This window comes from Nonomuraea sp. NPDC000554 (assembly GCF_040300065.1).
Lineage (GTDB): Bacteria > Actinomycetota > Actinomycetes > Streptosporangiales > Streptosporangiaceae > Nonomuraea.
In genome coordinates this window covers 1-19,602 of the sequence record NZ_JBEPDC010000019.1, presented here as the reverse complement: position 1 = coordinate 19,602, position 19,602 = coordinate 1, and the positions used below count along the sequence as shown (strand labels likewise).

Below are 19,602 nucleotides of genomic sequence, written 5' to 3'. Positions count from 1 at the left end.
TTTCAGGTTGGGGTGGGTGGGCTGACCACCCACAGCACCTCGGTGGTCTCGTCGCCGTCGTTGACGACACGGTGGGGGATCGAGGTGCGGTATTCCACGCTGTCGCCGGGCGAGAGCACCCGCGGGGTCGCCGACTCGGCGGGGCCGAGCCAGAGCGTGGCCTCGCCGCGGAGCACGAGGAAGATCTCTTGGGAGTCGCCGTGGGTGTACGGCTCGTCCCCTGTGGAAGCGCCGGGGTCGAACTCTCCCGCGTACATCTCCAGGTTCTGGAGCGGGCGCTGGGAGATCAGGTACTTGCGGGTACCTGGCGCCGTATGCAGCTCGGGACGTTCCGAGCGGCGTACGACCCGGTGTCCCACCTCGTCGTCCTCGTTGAACAGGTCGGCCACCGTGATACCGAGAGCGCCGGCGATCCGCCGGAGCATCCCGATGCTCGCGCTGGTCTGCCCGCGCTCCAACTGGCTGATGAAGCTCGCGCTCGCCTTGGACTCGCCCGCCAGACCGCGCACGGTCATGTGACGCATGTTCCGGTAGGCCCTGATGCGCGCACCCAAACGGGCGGTCTCCGACTCGGTCATCGAACCTCTCGGTTGGCTGCACTGAACATGTTGTTAAGTGGCAATGAAGGGACCGTATATATGCATAAGAAACCCCAGCAAGGGGGCATTACATAACGAATGGGTAACCAACGGTGAGGTCCGACCTCAGCGTTCACCAGGAACGGGAGGCGAGGAAGGCGTCCATCGCCTCGCGGATCCCGTCGTTCGGCTCCACGCCGAGAGCAGCGCGGACGGCGTCCGCCACCTCGTCCGGGACGGCCCGCGGCGGCTAGGCGGAGCTCGCGGTCGCGCTCGGCGCCTCCCGCGGCGCCGCTGCCGGCAAGCTCAGGCCGGTAGGTTCCACGAAGGTCCGCTGGGGCTGCCGAGCCACACCCGCTGCCCCTCCTGGGTGACCGTGAGCCCGAATCCCGACCAGTCCGGCGAGCCGGCCTTCTGCCAGGCCAGGACGGCGTCCTCGACGGAGTCCCACAGCCGCAGCGGCCCGTGCTGGCGTACCGTCCAGCCACCCGCGCAGGGCCGCGTGGTGGCCTGGGAGCCGGTGGCCACGTCCAGAAGGATGATCTCGTCTCCAAGGCCCAGCTTCTGGGCCGAGGGAGCGCCGAGCTGGGCCACGAACACGCCCAGCGAGTCGTCCAGGAGCCGGGGGTCGATCAGGCTGTCGCGCTCGTCACCGAGGCCGATCAGGTAGGACGACAGGGGCGGGCGGCCGTGCGGACGGGCGAACATGAACCCGATGTCGTCGGCGGGGAACCGCCCGCAGGCCGTGCCGTCACCGGCCAGCGTGATGTGCGCCAGCGCCGTGCCTCCCATCCACCCGGCCAGCGGCGCGGTGATCGTCCCTCCGTCGCGGACCTCCCACATCCACGCGGCCGGGACGTAACGCACGGAACAGGTCGCGATCAGCCGGTCGTACTCGGCGTTCGGCTCGTACCCGGCGAGCCCGTCGCCGACGACCAGCGTCGGAGCGCACCCGGCGGCCGTGAGCGCGGACCGGGCCCGGCGCGCGACGGCGGGGTCGTACTCGATGCTGGTCACCTTGCCGTCGCCGAGTCGGTGGCACAGGAGCGCGGTCGAGTACCCGGTGCCGGTGCCGATCTCCAGCACCCTGTCGCCGTCGCCGATCCCCGCCGCCTCCAGCATCCGCACGACCAGGCCGGGCAGCGTCGAGGAGGACGTGGGGTCGCCGCTCAGGCCGCCGCCGGCGTCCTCGGCCAGGACTCCGCCGATCTGGGTCACCCAGGTCGCGTCCTCGTAGGCCAGCCGCGACCACTGTTCGGCGGTCATCCCGTCGCGCCGCACGGGTTCCCACACGGTCCCGTCCGGCCCGTCACCGGCGCGGTAGACCGCCTCGCCCAGGAACAGCTCGCGTGGCACGTCCGCGACGGCCGTCTTCCACCGGGGGTCCTCCGCCGCCAACCATGCGGCCAGCTCCCGCCGCCTGGTGTCGAACAATGTTCTCATGACGCCCCTTCCAGTTGATCGGCTACGGCTCGGACGATCCGCTGCGAAAGGGGATCGTCGAACCAGGCCCACTGCCCGTTGGGATTGCACTCCAGGAACACCCACGCGCCGTTCCGGCTCAGCGCGAAGTCGAAGGCTCCGAACAGCAGGCCGAACCCGTCGAGGTAGGCCCGCATCCCCCTGACGACGGACGGCGGCGCCTCGACGAGCCGGTAGGAGAGCGAGCGGTAGTCGTGCCGCCAGTCCAGCCCTGGGGCGCCGTCGATCCGCACCGGGAAGATCCGCCGGCCGACCACCGTGACGCGCACGTCGGCGACCTTGTCGACCTGCTGCTGGAACAGGTGCGCCGCGCCGCCGACGCGTTCGTCCAGCGCGGTGACGTCGACGGCGCGGGTCCAGACGGTCAGGGACGTCCCATCGGCGCCGCGGCAAGGGGTGGACCACAGCGGCTTGTACACGACCCGGCCGACCTGGGCGGCGAAGGCCCGGACGCTGTCGAGCCGGTTGGTGATCAGCGTCCGAGGGATCGTGAGCCCGCTGGCCGCGGCCGTGGCCAGCTGGACCGGCTTGTGTTCGGCGTCGCGGTTGCGCCAGGGGTGGTTGAGGTAGCGCGCGCCGGGGAGGGCGGCCAGGATGCCGCCGAGGCCGTAGCGCGACTGGTCGCTCACCCAGGTTCCGGTGTCCTCGTCGAGGCCGGGTGGGCGCTGGTAGGGCGACGGGCGCCGCCAGTAGACCGCGCGCACGTCGCCCAGATTCAGACGGCGCGTGGCGGTGTCGAGCGAGCCGGTCATGCCCAGGTCGTCGAAGGACGTCTCCAGCGTGACGTCATGGGGGAAGTCGGCCCCCGGGTCGAACCGCACACAGGGGACGCCCCGGCTGTGCAGCTCGGCCAGCACCAGGTCGGCGGTCGGGTCGTCCAAGCAGGTGACCACGGCGACCGGAGAGGCGGTCGGCATCAGTCCGATACCCAGTCCGTGACGGAGTCGGGCTTGCCGCCACGCTTCGGCGCGTCCCCGTCGGGGTGGTGAGGCGGCTCGGTGGCCGACGCCTGCTGTTTGTTCGTGCCGTGCCTGCCTGCGTCGAGCGGCCGGCCGGTGGCCAGGTCGAGGTGGACGCCCGTCTGCGTGACGGGATCCAGCTCGACGCGGTAGGGCACGCCGGTGTCGGCGTCGCGAGGAAAGGGACTCAGCCGGGTCATGCCCCACGGGGCCTGGTCGGTACGGGCGGGGGAGGACGCGTGCATGGGATCTCCAGGATGCGAGGAGGGACGGCCGGCAGGTTCCAGTCGTGGTCGCGGGACGGGAACCACGCTGACCGTGGGTATGGTGCGCAGCCTAGAGCGAGCGTGATCGAGCGACCACCGAGGGTGAGCGCAGGGTAGAAGATTTCTCCACCGGATCCGGTCGTGCGGCCCCTCAGCGGCGAGACAGAGGGGGTGGCGGAGGACGAAGCCACCCAACGCGGCGGTGGAAAAAAGCAGGATGCCCGCCTCAGCCCAGAGGAATGGCCCGCCGGGTGGAATTCGGCAACCGGTCGAACGCGACAACACTCGTGATCAACCCCGGAACAAGAAAGCCCCATACACCCGGCATCTGCCGTACGCATGGGGCTGGATCAGACCATCACAGGTCTGCTGTGGAGCATGGTGGACGATACTGGGATTGAACCAGTGACCTCTTCCGTGTCAGGGAAGCGCTCTCCCGCTGAGCTAATCGTCCGTATTGAGTTGAAACTCAGAGCGGAAGACGGGATTCGAACCCGCGACCCTCACCTTGGCAAGGTGATGCTCTACCACTGAGCCACTTCCGCGTGACGCTTGACCTACTTTAGCGGATCCTGACGGTTATCCCGCCAGGGACCGAGGTGGAGACGGGATTTGAACCCGTGTAGACGGCTTTGCAGGCCGCTGCCTCGCCTCTCGGCCACTCCACCAGGAGATTGAACCTCCGAGCGGAAGACGGGATTCGAACCCGCGACCCTCACCTTGGCAAGGTGATGCTCTACCACTGAGCCACTTCCGCGTGTTTCCGGCGATGTACCGGTCCACGAGAAAACCATATCGTCTTCGCGGAGTGCCCGTGCGCAGCGAACGTCCGGCGGCGGGAAAACCGGGTGCGGAATTCAGCGGATCACCCGCACGTCCTCGGCCTTGACGAACGCGACGCGGTGCCCGAGCTGGATCTGGTGGTAGCGCAGGCCGCCTCGGACCATGACGTGCCTGGCGGGGCTGTAGGAGTTGGCCGAGTAGTAGGAGGCCGGCAGGGTGAAGCCGAGCGAGTAGAGCTGGCCGGGCTGGATCACGTAGGGGAGCGGGGTCAGGGTCTGATAGGTGACCCCCTTGCCGCGATAGGCGGATTGTTCGGGGTAGGCGCGGCCGTACACCCTGACGCCGGACTTCAGGGGAGTGACCAGCGGCCCCTTCGCGGGTACGGCCGTCGGCTGCGCGGGCGGGTTGTAGAACCAGGCCTTGCTCCCCAGGTACCAGATGGCCGTCCAGTCGCCCTGCGTCCCCGCCACGGCGAACCGCTGGCCCGTCGAGGCGCGGGCGCTGTGGTCGTAGACGCTGCGGGTGCTGGGCTTGCCGACCCGCTTGCCGACGTCGTCGACCAGCGGTGCGTCCTCGCGCGGCTCGGTGCGCAGCCACACCGTGGACGCGCCCTGATCGGCGCAGGGCCGCTTCTCCGAGCAGCCCGTGAAGTGCGGCCGGTTCTCGGCGTAGCCGGGCAGGATCAGCACGGACGCCGGACGCTGCGCCCCGCCGTTCCGACCGGGCGTCCCGCGTTGCGGCCCCACGGCCGGCGCGGACGTCCCGCGCCGCGCCCTGTCGGCCGGCGCGGTCGTCCCGTGCCCCACGACCTGCAGGGACGTCCCGTGCTGCGGGCCCTCGCTCAGTGCGGAGGTTCCGCGTCCGGCTCCCTGCGTCGGCGCCCCCTCGTCGCCTCCCACTCCGGTGTCGTCGACCAGCTCCGTCGCCGCGCGGCCGGTCCCTTCGAACGGGCTGCCCAGCAGGTCGAAGTAGTGCGCCCAGTCCCAGTAGGGCCCGGGGTCCTCGTGCATGCCCGGCAGGGTCTCGGGCGTCGAGCCCGGGACGTTGTCGTGGCCGAGGATGTGCGCCCGGTCGAGCGGGATGTCGTACTTCGCCGCGAGGTACTTCACCAGCCTCGCCGACGCCTGGTACATCGCCTCGGTGTACCAGGTGCCGCCCCTGGCCAGGTATCCCTCGTGCTCGATCCCGATCGAACGGGCGTTGAAGTCCCAGTTGCCGGCGTGCCAGGCGATGTCCTTGGTCCGTACGTGCTGGGCGATGTGTCCGTCGCGGGAGCGGATCGTGTAGTGCCAGCTCACGTACTCGGGGTCGTGGACCATCGACCGGATGCCCTGGTAGGTGCCTTCGGTGTCGTGGATCACGATGTAGTCGATCCGCCGGGACTCGCGGACCCTGTCGTGGTTGCCGTAGTCCGTCCGGTGGTCGAAGCGCCGGAAGGCGGCGGGCATCCACTGGCACGCCAGGGAGGCCGGGCACTCGGCCGCTCCCTCGCCTGCCGTCCGCCCCCCAGGCAGCGCATCCCCCGCCCCACCGCCCTCAGCGACCTCGCCGCCGACCACCCCGCCGCCGCTGACCACCTCACCGTCGCCGGCCGCCTCACCGCCGGCCGCCACCCCGCCGCCGTCTGCTGCGTGGTCGCCCTTCACCGCTGTGTCGCCGCCCACCGCCGCGCCGCCCTCGGCGACTCTGCCGCCGCCGGTCGCCGCTTCGCCGCCTGTCCTTGTGCCGCCGTCTGTTGCGGCGTTGCCGGTTGCCGTCGCCTCGGCGTCCGGGCGGGGGACGCGCAGGCCGGGTACGGCGGTGAGGCGCACCACGGTTCCGTCGTCGGTGCGGCGGGTGGCGCCCTCGGCGATCACGGAGAACACCTCGTCGGCGAAGCGCCGTGCGGTGAGCCGGTCGCCGGCCCCTGAGTAGCGGGCGACCGCGTCGTACCAGGCGGCCGGGTCGTCGCTGGGCTGCCGCTGGTAGGACGCGAGCAGCGCGGCGCCGGCCCTGATGTTCGCGGCCGGGTCGCGCCGCAGCACGGCCTGCCGCAGCCCGGTCAGCTCCGCCGCCTGCCGCAACGTCGACTCCGGCAGCGCCTCGCGCGAAGCGGCCGGCCCGGCGACGTCGTCACGGGTGACTCCGCGATCGTCGCCACGGGCGTTCCAGTCGGCGTCCCGGCGGACATGGTCACGGGCACCGCCACGGGCGGCCTCGCGGGCGTCGCCGTGAGAGTCCCCGCGGGTGGCGTTGCCGTCCGCGGCGGCGGCTCGAAGGTGCCTGCCGGCCGCCCGCACGTCCACGAGGTGCATCGGCCCGTAGCCGCCGGACGTGCTGGGCGAGCCCGCGTGCGCGTCCCACCGCGACTCCAGGTAGGACACGGCGAGCAGGACGCTCACGGGAAGCCCGTACTCCCTGGCCGCCCGCGCGAAGTCCTCCTGCCGCCCCGGCGGCGGCACGGCGAGGCCGGAGGCGGCGAGCGCGATGGCGAGCCAGACCAGCATGACAACCCCCACGTAACGCGACTGTCGAGCTACACACCGTAGTCATTCCCTGTTAAACGGCGTGTCAGACGGGGCTGATGATGCGGATGAGTCTCGTGGGGCGGCGGCGAATTCGGCGTCCGAGTGGCCGGGCGCGCCGGGGTGGTCGCCGACCGCTGGCTCGCGGGGAGTCCGCTGGACCCGTAGCCGCTGGGTGCCCGCCGTGAACCGGCCGTTGACCTCGGACGTCGCGAATCCGATCACGAACCCGCTGAGCGGCCGCTCGATCCGGGGGCACGGCGACGGCCGTCGCGCCGATCTCGCCCACGACGATGCTGCTGCCCGCGGGGACGGCGGGCCCCGCGGCGGCGTTTACAGGCCGCCGATCATTCGCTTGCCGGTGCTTGGACAAAGGTTGGGGACGTGTGAGCGTCGCCTAGAGGCTATTCCTGCCCGATTTCGGGCAGGATGTTGGCGTGTCTTCTTCGACATGCGTAGTGTCCTCGTCTGTGTCCACGGCGCGGAACCTCTACGAGGACCTCATCGCCCACCTCGGCCGGACCAGCGGTCTCGGCCCGGGGGAGGCGGCGCGCGTGGTCGCCGACGTGCTGTCGTACTTCTCGGAGTCGGCCGAGGAGTTCGTACGGCGGCGCCACGCGGAGCTGAAGTCGCAAGGCTTCACCAACGACGAGATCTTCCCCAGGGTCGCCGCCGAACTGCGCGGGCGCAGGGTGGCGGCTCCCGAGCTGTCCCTGCGCCAACTGCGCCGGATTGTCTACGGATAGAGGAGAGCTTGGATGTGCGGAATCGTCGCCTACGTGGGGCCCAAGGACGCGGCGCCCATCCTGCTGGAGGGGCTGCAGCGGCTGGAGTACCGGGGCTACGACTCGGCCGGGGTCGTGGTGTCGAACAAGGGGCTCAAGGTCCGCAAGGTCAAGGGCAGGGTGGCCGATCTGGCCAAGGCCGTGCCCGCCCGGTTCAAGGGCGGCCTCGGCATCGGCCACACCCGGTGGGCCACCCACGGCGTGCCCAGTGACGCCAACGCGCATCCTCACCTGTCGGCCGACGAGCGCATCGCGGTCGTCCACAACGGCATCATCGAGAACGCCGACGAGCTGCGCGCCAAGCTGGTGGCCGACGGGGTGGAGTTCGCCTCCGAGACCGACACCGAGGTGCTCGCGCACCTGATCGCCCGCACCGCCCGCGAGAACGACTCCCTGGAGGAGGCGGTCAGGAAGGCGCTCAAGAGCGTCGTCGGCACGTACGGCATCGCGGTGATCGACGCCGAGCGGCCCGGCGAGGTGGTCGTGGCGCGCAACGGCAGCCCCATCGTGCTCGGCATCGGCGAGAAGGAGATGTTCGCCGCCTCGGACGTGGCCGCGCTGGTCCGCTACACCCGGCAGGTCGTCCACCTGGAGGACGGCGAGCTGGCCGTGCTCAAGGCCGACGGCTTCCACACCTTCGCCAGCGACGCCCGCGAGACCGCCAAGGAGCCGCTCACGGTCGACTGGGACGCCGGCCACTACGACACCGGCGGCTACGAGCACTACCTGCTCAAGGAGATCTCCGAGCAGCCCGACACGGTGGCCCGCACCATGCGCGGACGCCTGGACGAGCGCTTCCACATCGCCCACCTGGGCGGCCTCAACATGGACGCCCGCGAGACCCGCTCCTTCCGCCGCGTGAAGATCATCGGCTGCGGGTCGGCCTACTACTCGGGCCAGATCGGCGCCCAGCTCATCGAGGAGCTGGCCCGCATCCCGGCCGACGCCGAGCCCGCCAGCGAGTTCCGCTACCGCAACCCGGTCGTGGACCCCGACACGCTCTACGTCGCGATCAGCCAGTCGGGCGAGACCTACGACACGCTGGCCGCCGTGCAGGAGCTCAAACGCAAGGGCGGCCGGGTGATCGGCATCGTCAACGCGGTCGGCAGCGCGATCGCCCGCGAGGTCGACGGCGGCGTCTACCTGCACGCGGGCCCCGAGGTGTCGGTCGCCTCGACCAAGGCGTTCACCTCGACCTCGCTGGCCTTCGTGCTGCTGGCGCTGCACTTCGGCCGGGTGCACGACCTGTCGCCCGCCGACGGCCGCCGCATCTGCGAGGGCCTGCGCAGGCTCCCCGGCCAGATCGAGGAGATCCTCGCGCAGAGCGACAAGATCGCCGAGCTGGCGCAGAAGTACGCCAAGAACCCCAGCATGATGTTCGTCGGCCGGGTCCGCGGCTACCCGGTGGCCCGCGAGGGGGCGCAGAAGCTCAAGGAGATCTCCTACGTCCACGCCGAGGCGTATCCGGCGAGCGAGCTGAAGCACGGCCCGCTCGCGCTGATCGGCCCGGAGATGCCGACGGTCGCGATCGTCCCCGACGACGAGCTGCTCGACAAGAACCTCACCACGCTCGGCGAGATCCGCGCCCGCGGCGGCCAGGTGCTCATGGTCGGCCACCGCGAGCCTGACGCCAAGCTGGCCGACGACGTCATCGTGGTGCCGAAGAACGAGATCGAGCTGGACCCGATCCTGCTGACGATCCCGCTCCAGCTCCTGGCCTACCACGCCGCCGTCGCGCTCGGCCGGGACGTCGACAAGCCCCGCAACCTGGCCAAGAGCGTCACGGTCGAGTAGCGGATCAGCTGCGGCCCGGAAACGGGAAACTCACCAAAACGGCCACAATCGGAACGTAGCTCGTGTTAACGGGGCCTGAACGATCTAAGATCGCGATGTGCCGGAGTTCGACTCTCACACACCGAACCTCGCCCGGATGTACGACTACCTGCTCGGCGGCAAGGACAACTTCGCCATCGACCGCGAAGCCATCGACACGCTGGCCGAGCTGCTTCCGGAGGCGGTCCCGGTGGCACGCGCCAACCGGGCCTTCCTCCAGCGCGCGGTGCGCTACCTCACCGGCACCGGAATCCGGCAGTTCCTGCACCTGGGCGGCGGGCTGCCGACCCAGGGCAACGCGCACGAGGTCGCGCTCGGCTCCAGGGTCGTCTACGTCGAGCGCGACCCGGTGGTCGCCGCGCACGGCCGCGCGCTGCTGGAGGCCGGGGACGGCGCCGTGATGCTCGAGGCCGACCTGCTCGACACCGACGACGTGCTGGGCAGGGCCGCCGGGTTCCTCGACCTGTCGCAGCCGGTGGGGCTGCTGCTGGTGTCGGTCCTGCACTTCGTGCTGGACGAGCCGCACGCGATGGTGGCGAGGCTCCGTGACGCGGTCGCGCCGGGCAGCCACCTCGTGCTCACGCACGCCACCTCGCTCGTGCGCGCCCAGGGCCCCGGAACGCTGGGGGTCCACCGGGGGCCGGGTGGCACCGACAGGACCCCGCAGGAGATCCGGGAGTTCTTCGGGGATTTCACTATGGTTTCACCAGGTTTGGTGCAGGCGGCGGACTGGCGTCCGGACCGGCCCAGGCTCGTCGGCCGCCCGTCCCCGGCCTCGTGCCTGCTCGCAGGTGTCGCGCAAAAAGCCGCAAAACCCCAATAACTCCAAATTTCGCGAGATTTCGTGAACGCATCCTACGACGCCCCTGATGTGTAGCAGCGCGTTTACTGTCAATAACTTCTAGTAATGGGGGATATCGCGAGGTTCGGGGGTGGGACGCCATGCGCCGTCGACGGTTCTTCGCACTCGGATGGGGCGCCGCGCTCCTTGCGGGCTGCGGCACCGAGTACGCGGCCACCGGCACGGTGGGCCCCCGCGCCCGGTTCGCCATCGGAGCGGGCGGCGAGCGCTGGGCCAGGGTCGCCGCGACCCTCGTCAGGTGCGCTCGCGAGGCCGGGTACGCCGTCACGTCCCAGGCGCCGGTCACCAAGGTCACCGTCACGGGCCTGCCCGCCCTGGCCGCCGCCGACATGAACAACGGCCTGTCCCTGCTCGACACCGCGACCCCGCTGGCCAGGCTCACCGGCGACGTCGAGGTCGTGGTCGTGCCCGCCACCTCCCGCTTCAGGAACTTCGACGAGTTCGGCGCCCACCTGGTCGCCCAGCCCGACCAGACGCAGCTCGCCGGAGGCCGCCAGGGCGGGCCCGACCACCTGCTCTTCGGGCTGATCGCCAAGGGGCTGGGCGCCGACGCCCGCAAGGTCGACTACACCGGCTACCGCAACAGCGCGGCGGCCGCGACGGCGCTGCTCGGCGGCAAGGCCACGGCCGCCGCCGGGACCCTGGCCGACTGGCGTCCCAGTATCGACGGGCACCAGGTCAGGGTGCTCGCCGTCTCCTCCGCCGAGCGGGCCGTCGGCCTGGACGCGCCGACGCTGCTGGAGTCGGGGGTGCGGGTGGACTTCGCCGACTGGTGCGCCGCCGTCGGCCCCGACAGCATGTCGGACGACAGCCGCGCCGCCGCCATCCAGATGTGCGACGACGTCTGCGGCTCCCGGGCGTGGCAGGCGGCGTGCCGCGCCGGCGGCTGGAACCCGATCCCGCTCAGCGGCGACGACTTCGAGAAGTGGCTCACGTCCGAGATCGACCGCACCAGGGCGGTGCTCCGCGACCTCGGTCTGCTCGACACGCCCGGCACAACATGCTGGGGCAGTTGCGGGAACGGCCACTAGATGTAGGATCCTGCTCGTCGCTGGTTCGCCCCAAAGGGCGGAGCAAAAGGGAACCCGGTGCGATTCCGGGGCTGCCCCGCAGCGGTGAGCGGGAACGACCGCCGTCACAAGCACTGGAGCGATCCGGGAAGCGACGGCCAGTAGGCGCCTCCATGGCCTGCCCGCGAGCCCGAAGACCTGCCAGCGGTGCCGGGCCTGTCCCGGCTGAACGGTCCAGGGCCTCGAGGGAGGGCCCGGGGGCGTCGCGGCCGCATGCCGTGCCGCGCTCTCGCGTGCCCTCACGAGGATGAGCTCGCGAGGAGAGAGCACGTGACGCAGATCGTTGAGGGCGACCGCAGGCTGGCCATCGAGGAGGCCGCCGCGCGGGTGATCGCCGACCCGGCCAACTCCCGGGTCGCCGCCCGCCTGCTGGCCGAGGAGATCGCCGACGAGGCGGCCGGCCACGGGGTGCGGACCTTCTCCGAGTCGGTCGCCGCCACGCACGCGGCCGGGCTGGTCCAGGACGCGCTGGCGGAGTTCGTCGCCGCCCACGCCCCCGAGCTGGACGCGCTGGTCTCCGACGAGGCCGACGCGCGGTTCGAGTACTTCGGCCTGCGCACCGTCTACGACCGCTACCTGCTGCGGCACCCGCGCACGCGGGCGGTGCTGGAACGGCCGCAGCACTTCTTCCTGCGGGTGGCGTGCGGGCTGTCGGAGTCGGTCGCGGAGGCGGCCGAGCTGTACGCGCTGATGTCGACGCTGTCGTACCTGCCCAGCTCGCCGACGCTGTTCAACTCGGGCGCGCGCAGGCCCCAGCTGTCGTCGTGCTTCCTGCTCGACTCCCCGAGGGACGAGCTGGAGGCGATCTACGAAAGGTACGGGCAGGTGGCGCGGCTGTCGAAGTACGCCGGCGGCATCGGCATCTCGTGGACGCGGGTGCGCTCGCGTGGCTCGCTGATCAGGGGCACCAACGGGCATTCGAACGGCATCGTGCCGTGGCTGCGCACGCTCGACTCGTCGGTCGCGGCGGTCAACCAGGGCGGCCGGCGCAAGGGCGCGGCCTGCGTGTACCTGGAGACCTGGCACGCCGACATCGAGGAGTTCCTGGAGCTGCGCGACAACACCGGCGAGGACGCCCGCCGCACCCACAACCTGAACCTGGCCAACTGGGTGCCCGACGAGTTCATGCGCCGGGTGGAGGCCGACGAGGTCTGGTCGCTGTTCGACCCCAAGGACGTCCCGGACCTCACGGACCTGTACGGCGACGCCTTCACCCAGGCGTACCGGGCGTACGAGGCCCAGGGCCGGTTCACCCGCCAGATCCCCGCCCGGACGCTCTACGGCCGGATGATGCGCACGCTGGCCCAGACCGGCAACGGCTGGATGACCTTCAAGGACGCGGCCAACCGCACCTCCAACCAGACCGCCCGCCCCGAGAACGTCATCCACCTGTCGAACCTGTGCACGGAGATCCTTGAGGTCACCAGCGACGGCGAGACGGCCGTCTGCAACCTGGGCTCGATCAACCTCGCCGCCCACGTCACCCCTGACGGCCTCGACTGGGGGCGGCTCGGCCGGACCGTCAGGACCGCCGTGCGCTTCCTCGACAGGACCATCGACCTGGGCTTCTACCCCACCCCCGAGGCGGAGGCCGCCAACCTGCGCTGGCGTCCGATCGGCCTCGGCGTGATGGGCCTGGCCGACGTCCTGTTCACCCTCAGGCTGCCGTTCGACTCGCCCGAGGCGCTGGAGCTGTCCACCCGCATCGCCGAGGAGATCGCGCTGGCGGCCTACGACACGTCCGCCGACCTGGCCGTCGAGCGGGGCAGGCACGCGTCGTACGCCGACACCCGGGCGGCGCTCGGCGTCCTGCACCCCGACCACTACGCGGCGGGAACCGGCGAGCGGTGGGACGCCCTGCGCGAGAAGATCGCCGCCAACGGCCTGCGCAACTCGCTGATGGTCGCCATCGCGCCGACGGCCACCATCGCCTCCATCGCGGGCTGCTACGAGTGCATCGAGCCGCAGGTGTCCAACGTGTTCAAGCGCGAGACCCTGTCGGGTGAGTTCCTCCAGGTCAACCGCTACCTGGTCGCCGACCTCCAGGCGCGCGGGCTGTGGACGCAGCAGATGCGCGACGCCATCAAGCGGGCCGACGGCTCGGTCCAGGACATCCCCGGCATCCCCGCCGACCTCAAGGCGCTCTACCGCACGGCCTGGGAACTGCCGCAGAAGGCGCTCATCGACCTGGCGGCGTCCAGGCAGCCGTACATCGACCAGTCGCAGTCGCTCAACCTGTTCATGGCCAGCCCCACCATCGGCAAGCTCTCCTCGATGTACGCCTACGCCTGGAAGCGGGGCCTGAAGACCACCTACTACCTGCGCTCCCGTCCGGCCACCCGGATCGCCCAGACCACGGTCCAGTCCGTCCCGGCCCCCGCCGAGCCGCTGGAGTCCGTGATCGCCTGCTCGCTGGAGAACCCGGAGGTCTGCGAAGCCTGCCAGTAGCCGCCATACCGAAGAGAGAGACGACAAACATGCTGCTCGACCCTGGGATGGACCTGACCCTGCGGCCCATGCGCTACCCCGACTTCTACGAGCGTTACCGGGCCGCCATCCGCAACACCTGGACGGTGGAGGAGGTGGACCTGCACAACGACCTCGCCGACCTGGCGAAGATGACGCCGCAGGAACGCCACCTGATCAACCGCCTGGTGGCCTTCTTCGCCACCGGCGACTCGATCGTCGCCAACAACCTGGTGCTCAACCTCTACCAGCACGTCAACGCCCCCGAAGCGCGCCTCTACCTGAGCAGGCAGCTGTTCGAGGAGGCCGTGCACGTGCAGTTCTACCTGACGCTGCTCGACACGTACCTGCCCGACCCGGACGAGCGGGTCATGGCGTTCGCCGCGATCGACCACATCCCGTCCATCCGCGACAAGGCGGAGTTCTGCTTCAAGTGGATCGACTCGATCAACGGACTCCAGCACCTGGAGACCGCTGAGCAGCGCAGACAGTTCCTGCTCAACCTGATCTGCTTCGCCGCCTGCATCGAGGGACTCTTCTTCTACGGCGCGTTCGCCTACGTATACTGGTTCCGCTCTCGCGGGCTGCTCGGCGGCCTGGCCACCGGCACGAACTGGGTGTTCCGCGACGAGTCCATGCACATGGAGTTCGCCTTCAGCGTGGTCGACACGGTCAGGGCCGAGGAGCCCGAGCTGTTCGACGACAAGCTGGGCGAGCAGGTGACCAGCATGATCGAGGAAGCTGTCGCAGCCGAACTGGCCTTCGCCCGCGACCTGTGCGGCGACGGCATGCCGGGCATGAGCGTCGACCAGATGCGTGAATATCTCGAATACGTCGCCGACCAGCGGCTGGCCCGGCTGGGCCTGTCCAGGAGGTACGGTACGGCCAACCCGTTCGCGTTCATGGAGTTGCAGGACGTGCAGGAGTTGGCCAACTTCTTCGAACGTCGTGTTTCTGCTTACCAAGTAGCCGTTGAGGGCAATGTGACATTTGACGAAACCTTCTAGACATTGGGGGTATGACAGTGCAGTCGCCATCCGACTGGCCCATCCTCATCGTCTCTGTGATCGGCTCGATCCTGGTGGTGGAGGTGGCCCGTCGGATCCTGTCGAGGGCCGGGCGCAAGTGGGCGCTCGCGCGGCACCTCGTGGAGCACTGCACCTGGCCCGCCTTCGCGGTGGCCGCCGTGGCGGCGTTCAACGTGGTGTTCGGGCCCGGCATGTTCGGCGACACGCAGCAGGAACGCAGCCTCGGCAGCACCGTCGACCAGGTGCTCGCGCTGCTCACCATCGCCAGCGTGACGTGGCTGATCGTCCAGGCCAGCTACGCGCTGACCGACGTCGTCCTCGACCGGCTGGTGCTGGTCCAGGGGGAGGGCAACCGCCGGGCGCGGCGGATCAGGACCCAGATCGGGCTGGTCCGCCGGGTCGCCGCCGCGGTCATCATCGTGATCGCGCTGGGCGCGATGCTCTTCTCCTTCCCGCAGGTCCGGGCGCTGGGCGCCGGGCTGCTCGCCTCGGCCGGCATCGCGGGCGCGGTGGTCGGCATCGCCGCCCAGCCGACCCTCGGCAACATGCTGGCGGGGCTCCAGCTCGCCTTCAGCGACGCGCTGCGCCTTGATGACGTGGTCGTCGTCAACAACGAGTGGGGCAGGATCGAGGAGCTCACGCTCACCTACGTCGTGCTGCGGCTGTGGGACGAGCGCCGCCTCGTCCTGCCCGTCTCCTACTTCACGCAGAACCCGTTCGAGAACTGGACCAGGCACGGCAGCCAGGTCGTCGCCGTGGTCCACCTGCGCGTCGACTGGTCGGTGCCGGTGGCCAAGCTCCGCGACGAGCTGCACAGGTACATCCAGGGCAACCCGCTGTGGGACCAGAAGGACTGGACCCTCCAGGTCACCGACGTGCAGAAGAACGGGCTGATCGAGCTGCGGGCGCTGATGAGCGCCGCCGACTCGCCCTCGGCCTGGGACCTCAAGTGCGACGTGCGCGAGCACCTGGTCACCTACATCAGGGAGAACTACCCCGACGCGCTGCCCCGCTTCCGCGTCGAGATGCCCGACGAGGGCCGGCCCGCGGCGACCTGGTCCACGCCCGGCGACCGCGGCTGAGGGTCAGCGGCGGTTGGCGAGCAGGACCCCCGCCCCGCCGACCGCCAGCCCCACCAGCGCCAGCGCGGGCAGCAACTGGCCCACCAGCAGCCAGGCCATGACGGCCGTCACGGCGGGGGTGAGGAAGAACACGGTGCTGACCCGGCTCGCGGGCGCGTTCCGCAACATGGTGTTGAGCAGCAGGAACGCGCCGATCGAGTTCACCAGCACCAGCCATGCCACGGCCCAGGAGAAGCCGGCCCAGTCGCTGACGTGCGGCGTCTCGAACAGCAGCGACGCCACCGCCACGAGCGGCGCGGCGGCCAGGAACTGGACCGCGGTGCCGGTCCGCACGTCCATGCCGGACGCGAACCGCTTCTGGTAGACCGTGCCCAGGCTGAGCCCGAGCAGACCGACGACGCTCAACGCCACGCCCGCCGGCGACAGGCTCAGCCGGTCGGCGACGGCCAGCCCCACGCCCGCCGCGCCGAGCCCGAAGCCCGCCCACTGGCGGGGCGTCACCCGCTCGCCCAGGAACCGGCCGGCCACCAGTGCGATCACCACCGGGTTCAGCCCCTGCACCAGGGCGAGCACGGCGGCGGGTATGCGCATCCCCATCGCCGTGTAGAAGGCGCCGAACTGCACCGCCTGGACCAGCAGCCCGGCCACCACCACGTGCGCGAGCTGCCGTCCCTTCGGCCACGGCGCCCGCACGGCCAGCGCGAAGCCGCCCAGCAGCAGCCCGGCGAAGGCGAACCTGGCGAACGTGAGCAGTAGCGGGGGAGCGGCGCCGACACCGATGACCCCGGCGATGAAGGCGCTGCTCCACATCACCACGAACAGCGGCGGCAGGATCGCCGACGCCCTGGACCGCGTCTCCGCCACGCCGACAGCCACGCTCGCCTCCATAACCTGCCAGATCGGTTATCTCAGCCTTCCTCGTCAGCGAATAACCTGTCAAGGTGGTTATCATGAGGGTGTGAGGAGCTTCACGTTCATCAGCGGCAATCTCGGCCTCGACCTGGCGGGCACGGTCAGCCACCGCCGTTCCGACCGCTCCGATCTGCTCGACGGGCCGGACGACCTGGCCCGATGGACCGTCCAGGCAGGCATCCTCGACACCCCGCCGCACGTGGACGAATCCGCCCTCGCGACCGGGAAGGCTCTCAGAGAGGCCGTCTACCGCCTGGCGGTCCCTTCGGCCGGCCGTTCCTCTGCGGATCGCGAGCTGGTCAACCGCGCCGCGGCCGGCCCGCCTGCCGGGGTCCTGCTGCGCGCCGACGGCGAGGTCGAGCGCGCGGGCGACCTCGACGCCGCCCTGTCGACGGTGGCCAGGGCCGCGATCGAGCTGCTGGGCGGGCCGCTCGCCGCGCGGGTCAAGGAGTGCGGCGGCGAGGCGTGCACCCGGCTCTACCTCGACGTGTCGCGCGGCTCGTCGCGGCGCTGGTGCGACATGCAGGAGTGCGGCAACCGCGCCAAGGCCGCCGGGTTCCGCGCCCGCCGGCGAGGGTAGCGCCCCGGCCACCTCCCCGGCGGTGAGTTCAGACGGAGAGGGCTCGCCTGGCGGCGGGGGCTCGCCGGCTGCCTCATCGGGCGGCGAGTCAGATGGCGGGGGCCCGCCTGTTACCTCTCCGGACGGCGGGCCAGGCGCCAGGCCGTGACGCCCACCAGCGTGAGCCCCGCCGCCGCGACCACGAGCAGGTCGGGCAGGTCGCTCCCGAGGGCCGCCGACTGGAGCCCCGCCTCCCAGTCGTCGGGGAGCGGGACGGCGAGGGCGCGGGTGCCGTCCGAGAGCAGGAACAGGACGCCGAGCCCGGCGAAGACCAGGCCCGACAGCAGCGACGTGGTGTGCAGGCGGAACCGGCCCAGGCGCAGGCCGTGGCCGCGGAGCCAGCGCCTGCGGCCCAGGTCGTACCGCTGCCACAGGGCGGCGAGCAGCATCAGCGGCGCCGCCATGCCCGCCGCGTACACCGCCAGCAGCGCGGCGCCGCGCAGGCTCGCACCGGAGGCCGCGGCGACCGTGAGGACCGCTCCCAGCACCGGGCCCGCGCAGAAGCCGCCCACCCCCGACACCGCCCCCAGCAGCAGCACCGCGGCGGGCGAATCACCTCTGGCCAGCGTCCTGAGCCGCTCCAGCGGCCGGAACGTCCAGCCCTGGCCGGCCATCTGCAGGACGCCGAACCCGATCAGCGCCCAGCCCGCCACCGTGACGACGAGCTCCTGGTGGCCGTATAACAGGCGGCTGGCCTGGGCGGACCCCATCCCGAGCGGCACCAGCACCGCGCACAGCCCCGCGTAGAACAGCAGCGTCCTGCCCGCCAGCGCCCTGCCGCCGGGGAAGGCGTAGCCGAAGAAGGCCGGAAGGAGTAGCGCCCCGCACGGGCTGAACAGAGAGAACAGGCCGCCCAGGAACGCCGCCGCGTACCCGAGATCCGTCATCGGGCCTTCTCGATCGCCCGCTTGAACGTGGCCAGCGGCTGCGCGCCGAACAGCAGCCGGCCGTTGATGAGAAAGGCCGGGGTGCCGGGCAGGCCGAGCTGGAGGGCGAAGTTCAGGTCGGCGTCCACCAGCCGCTTCAGCGCGGGGTCGAGGCGGTCGGCGTCGAACCTCGCCACGTCCAGGCCGGCCCGCGTGGCGGCGGCCCGCAGGCCCTCGTCGTCGAGACGCGGACGTCCCGCGAACATCGCGTCGTGGAACTCCCAGAACCGCCCCTGCCTGGCGGCGGCCCGTCCCGCGACCGCGGCCCGCACCGAGTCGCGGCCCCTGATGGGGGAGTCGCGCCAGAAGATCCGGATGACGCCCCGGTCGAGGTACTCGCGCTTCAACGCGGGCGCGATCGTCTGCGCGTAGTGGCGGCAGTTCGGGCAGTCGAAGTCGCCGAACTCGACGATCGTGACCGGCGCCCGGTCGGACCCCTTGGACAGCTTCGGGTCGATGGGCGGCGGGGTCGGACCCTCCCAGGTCGGCACCGGCGACCCGGTCGGCTCCGCGCTCGCCGCGGCCGTCCGGCCCGCGCTGGCGGCCGGTGTCGCGGCGCTCGTGGAGCCCGCCCGCGAGGCTGGCCCGGCCGGCGCGCCGTCGCCGCGGTTCAGCGCGGCGACGCCCAGCACCACCAGCGCCGCCGCCCCCGTCAGGGCCCCGGCCAGCACGCGGCGCCGTGACCCGCCGCCTCGGTGTTCGTCAGTCATCTGCCCCATCATCGCCGACCGTCCGCCCTGCCGTGGCGAACCGCCAGCCCGCTGCGGCGTGTCCAGCCGCCGCCGCTTCCACGCCGGTCGATCTCGGCGCTGTTCAAGCACGCGACGCTGGCGGGCAGCACGGCGGCCCCCAGAGGCAGCAGCCATCCGGGACGGCAGCCCGGCTCCGCACCGCCACGGCCACCAACGCCCAGAGCCCCGTGACGACCGCCAGGAAGCCGGCGAGGGTCGCGCAGAGCGCGATGACCGGCGCGCCGAAGAATGGCACGAGTCTCAACAGGAACGACGCGCCCCCAGCCGCTTCGATCGTGGAATTACTGGCATTTCCTTATCTTTACTGGGTTGCCGAAAATGTGTGGCGGATTTGGAGATCACGCAGTTACGGTGGACAGCGTCCAGCACGACAAGAAAGGCGCTGACCAGTGAGCACATTGCCAGAACCGTGCCGCACGGAGCTCATGGGCGTGCGCAGACAGGCTTCCGGGTGACACCGAAAGGATTCACCGGGAAAGCCGCTCCGGGCAGCAGCCCGAGGCGGCTTCTTTGTTGACAGACCGGGTGTGGGGTAGTCAGGTCAACCCGCCTGCCTTGGGAGCAGGAGTATCGCAGGTTCGAATCCTGCCACTCGGACGATGTGATGTCTCAGGACATCGGAAACCCTCGAACCTACGGGTTCGGGGGTTTTCTCTTGTCTTGGGGCTGGTAGTCGCGGGTGGGGTCGATGGTCA

At 70.9% G+C, this 19,602-nt stretch carries 16 protein-coding genes, 5 tRNA genes and 1 riboswitch; of the genes, 9 read left to right on the top strand and 12 right to left on the bottom strand.

Annotation, left to right across the window (positions count from 1 at the left end; translation table 11 throughout):
* Positions 1 to 2: 2 nt before the first annotated feature.
* From ABT294_RS31385 to ABT294_RS31345, 9 genes are all read right to left on the bottom strand, one after another.
* Positions 3 to 578 carry a helix-turn-helix domain-containing protein gene (locus ABT294_RS31385; RefSeq protein ID WP_350809906.1) on the bottom strand — a complete coding sequence of 192 codons (576 nt, stop codon included), beginning with the start codon at positions 576 to 578 and terminating at the stop codon, positions 3 to 5.
* A gap of 306 nt (positions 579 to 884) precedes the next feature.
* Positions 885 to 2,021: an ATP-grasp peptide maturase system methyltransferase gene (gene tgmC / locus ABT294_RS31380; RefSeq protein ID WP_350809905.1), complete on the bottom strand. Its 1,137-nt coding sequence runs from the start codon at positions 2,019 to 2,021 to the stop codon at positions 885 to 887.
* Positions 2,018 to 2,977, bottom strand: coding sequence for an ATP-grasp ribosomal peptide maturase (gene tgmB / locus ABT294_RS31375; protein ID WP_350809904.1), 960 nt, complete (start codon positions 2,975 to 2,977; stop codon positions 2,018 to 2,020). Before tgmB ends, tgmC begins: the two co-directional genes overlap by 4 nt.
* The gene (gene tgmA / locus ABT294_RS31370) at positions 2,977 to 3,264 is read right to left on the bottom strand and encodes a putative ATP-grasp-modified RiPP (RefSeq protein ID WP_350809903.1); all 288 of its coding nucleotides are present in this window, start codon (positions 3,262 to 3,264) and stop codon (positions 2,977 to 2,979) included. The genes tgmB and tgmA overlap by 1 nt, the downstream gene beginning before the upstream one ends.
* Positions 3,265 to 3,664: 400 nt before the next feature.
* Positions 3,665 to 3,739: transfer RNA gene (locus ABT294_RS31365), tRNA-Val, on the bottom strand.
* A 19-nt stretch (positions 3,740 to 3,758) separates the two neighbouring features.
* Positions 3,759 to 3,830: transfer RNA gene (locus tag ABT294_RS31360), tRNA-Gly, on the bottom strand.
* A 52-nt stretch (positions 3,831 to 3,882) separates the two neighbouring features.
* Positions 3,883 to 3,953: transfer RNA gene (locus ABT294_RS31355), tRNA-Cys, on the bottom strand.
* A gap of 17 nt (positions 3,954 to 3,970) precedes the next feature.
* A tRNA-Gly gene (locus ABT294_RS31350) sits at positions 3,971 to 4,042 on the bottom strand.
* Positions 4,043 to 4,142: 100 nt separating this feature from the next.
* On the bottom strand, positions 4,143 to 6,554 hold the full coding sequence (locus ABT294_RS31345) for an N-acetylmuramoyl-L-alanine amidase (RefSeq protein WP_502912177.1): 2,412 nt from the start codon (positions 6,552 to 6,554) through the stop codon (positions 4,143 to 4,145).
* A gap of 488 nt (positions 6,555 to 7,042) precedes the next feature.
* Here ABT294_RS31345 and ABT294_RS31340 point away from each other — a divergent pair, with 488 nt between their 5' ends.
* From ABT294_RS31340 to ABT294_RS31310, 7 genes are all read left to right on the top strand, one after another.
* Positions 7,043 to 7,318 carry a hypothetical protein gene (locus ABT294_RS31340; RefSeq protein ID WP_350809901.1) on the top strand — a complete coding sequence of 92 codons (276 nt, stop codon included), beginning with the start codon at positions 7,043 to 7,045 and terminating at the stop codon, positions 7,316 to 7,318.
* A 12-nt stretch (positions 7,319 to 7,330) separates the two neighbouring features.
* Positions 7,331 to 9,151 carry a glutamine--fructose-6-phosphate transaminase (isomerizing) gene (gene glmS, locus ABT294_RS31335; protein WP_350809900.1) on the top strand — a complete coding sequence of 607 codons (1,821 nt, stop codon included), beginning with the start codon at positions 7,331 to 7,333 and terminating at the stop codon, positions 9,149 to 9,151.
* 97 nt (positions 9,152 to 9,248) lie between these two features.
* Complete coding sequence (locus ABT294_RS31330) at positions 9,249 to 10,013, top strand: SAM-dependent methyltransferase (RefSeq protein ID WP_350809899.1); 765 nt, start codon at positions 9,249 to 9,251, stop codon at positions 10,011 to 10,013.
* Between the two features lie 119 nt (positions 10,014 to 10,132).
* Positions 10,133 to 11,083: a tripartite tricarboxylate transporter substrate-binding protein gene (locus tag ABT294_RS31325; protein ID WP_350809898.1), complete on the top strand. Its 951-nt coding sequence runs from the start codon at positions 10,133 to 10,135 to the stop codon at positions 11,081 to 11,083.
* Positions 11,084 to 11,087: 4 nt separating this feature from the next.
* A riboswitch (cobalamin riboswitch) is annotated at positions 11,088 to 11,282 on the top strand.
* A gap of 110 nt (positions 11,283 to 11,392) precedes the next feature.
* Positions 11,393 to 13,570: a ribonucleoside-diphosphate reductase subunit alpha gene (locus tag ABT294_RS31320; RefSeq protein ID WP_350809897.1), complete on the top strand. Its 2,178-nt coding sequence runs from the start codon at positions 11,393 to 11,395 to the stop codon at positions 13,568 to 13,570.
* 29 nt (positions 13,571 to 13,599) lie between these two features.
* Positions 13,600 to 14,595: a ribonucleotide-diphosphate reductase subunit beta gene (locus ABT294_RS31315; RefSeq protein ID WP_350809896.1), complete on the top strand. Its 996-nt coding sequence runs from the start codon at positions 13,600 to 13,602 to the stop codon at positions 14,593 to 14,595.
* 11 nt (positions 14,596 to 14,606) lie between these two features.
* A complete protein-coding gene (locus ABT294_RS31310; protein WP_350809895.1) occupies positions 14,607 to 15,698 on the top strand; it encodes a mechanosensitive ion channel family protein in 1,092 nt (363 codons plus the stop codon).
* Positions 15,699 to 15,701: 3 nt separating this feature from the next.
* Here the strand turns inward: ABT294_RS31310 and ABT294_RS31305 are convergent, their stop codons facing one another.
* Positions 15,702 to 16,574 (bottom strand): DMT family transporter, encoded by an 873-nt coding sequence (locus ABT294_RS31305; RefSeq protein ID WP_350809894.1) that lies wholly within the window; start codon positions 16,572 to 16,574, stop codon positions 15,702 to 15,704.
* A gap of 82 nt (positions 16,575 to 16,656) precedes the next feature.
* Here ABT294_RS31305 and ABT294_RS31300 point away from each other — a divergent pair, with 82 nt between their 5' ends.
* Positions 16,657 to 17,190: a CGNR zinc finger domain-containing protein gene (locus ABT294_RS31300; protein ID WP_350809893.1), complete on the top strand. Its 534-nt coding sequence runs from the start codon at positions 16,657 to 16,659 to the stop codon at positions 17,188 to 17,190.
* 110 nt (positions 17,191 to 17,300) lie between these two features.
* On the opposite strand, the gene ABT294_RS31295 is transcribed toward ABT294_RS31300, so the two are convergent.
* Together ABT294_RS31295 and ABT294_RS31290 are read right to left on the bottom strand one after the other, a co-directional pair.
* Positions 17,301 to 18,116: a cytochrome c biogenesis CcdA family protein gene (locus ABT294_RS31295; RefSeq protein ID WP_350809892.1), complete on the bottom strand. Its 816-nt coding sequence runs from the start codon at positions 18,114 to 18,116 to the stop codon at positions 17,301 to 17,303.
* Positions 18,113 to 18,865 carry a DsbA family protein gene (locus ABT294_RS31290; protein WP_350809891.1) on the bottom strand — a complete coding sequence of 251 codons (753 nt, stop codon included), beginning with the start codon at positions 18,863 to 18,865 and terminating at the stop codon, positions 18,113 to 18,115. Before ABT294_RS31290 ends, ABT294_RS31295 begins: the two co-directional genes overlap by 4 nt.
* Before the next feature lie 563 nt (positions 18,866 to 19,428).
* Between ABT294_RS31290 and ABT294_RS31285 the strand changes: the two genes are divergently transcribed.
* Positions 19,429 to 19,504: transfer RNA gene (locus ABT294_RS31285), tRNA-Pro, on the top strand.
* Positions 19,505 to 19,602: the final 98 nt, after the last annotated feature.